This window comes from Variovorax sp. Soil_C_39 (assembly GCF_057656815.1).
The window spans coordinates 1-1,094 of record NZ_JBDGJQ010000037.1; the positions used below are offsets into that span (position 1 = coordinate 1).

The following is a 1,094-nucleotide window of genomic DNA, read 5'->3' on the forward strand; positions in this document are numbered from 1 at the left end:
GACAACAAGGGTGCGGGCGGCGCGGTGCGCATCGGCGGCGCGCAGTTCGCGGTCGACGGCTACAGCATCGTCGGCGATGCGTTGACGATCAGCGCACCGGCGACGGTGGTGCGCGTGGGCGACGGCACAGCCGCGAGCGCGGGCATGACCGCGACCATCGGCGCGGCGATCGGCGGCGCGGGCGGGCTCGTGAAGGCAGACGGCGGCACGCTGGTGCTCGGCGGTGCGAACACCTACACGGGCGGCACCACGGTCAATGGCGGCACCCTGCAGATCGCGGCGGACAACAACCTGGGCGCGGCGGGCACTGCACTGGCGCTCAACGGCAGCACGCTGCGCGTGGCCAGCGGCGGATTGACGGTGGCTTCCAAGCGCGCCATCACGCTAGGCGCGGGCGGCGGAACCTTCGAAATGGCGGACGGCGCGTTCGAATCGAACGGGTCGATCGGCGGTGCGGGCGGCCTCACGGTGACCGGCACGGGCGGCGCAGTGCAGCTGAACGCCGCCAACACTTACGGCGGCGGCACGGTGCTGCGAGACGGAGCGACCGTCGCCGCGACCGCGGATGGCGCGTTCGGCAGCGGCGACGTGCGCCAGGAGACCAATGGCACGGAGGTGACGATCACCGGTTCGGCCAGCGCCGGCAGCACCCGCTTCACAGTCGGCCGCGCCGGCAGCACCGACACAGCGAACCTGCTCGTGTTCGCGCAGTCGGCCACCGGCGGCACGGCCCAGATCGACGTGCATGGCCAGGGGCTCGCGGGCGGCATCGGCAATGCGGCCCTGTTCATCAATACCAGCAGCGCCGACGACGCGACCATCAACAACCAGGGCGGCCTGGTCCTCTTCGCCGAGTCGGCCAGCGCAGGCACGGCCAAGGTAAACAACCAGGCCGGCAGCATGGTGTACTTCGCGGGCGATGCGTCCGCGGGCGGTGCATCGATCACCAACGCCGCGGGCGGCACGCTCGACGTGTCGGGCATCACTGCACCGGCGGGCCTCGCGATCGGCTCGCTCGCGGGCGGCGGCGCGGTGGTGCTCGGTGCCACGCGGCTGACGCTCGGCGCCACCAACGCGAACGACGCGATCTCCGG

At 72.4% G+C, this 1,094-nt stretch carries 1 protein-coding gene; it reads left to right on the plus strand.

Annotation, left to right across the window (positions count from 1 at the left end):
- Positions 1–1,094 (plus strand): autotransporter-associated beta strand repeat-containing protein (locus AC3A6J_RS27985; RefSeq protein ID WP_487863269.1); only part of this gene is annotated, 1,094 nt, incomplete at both ends.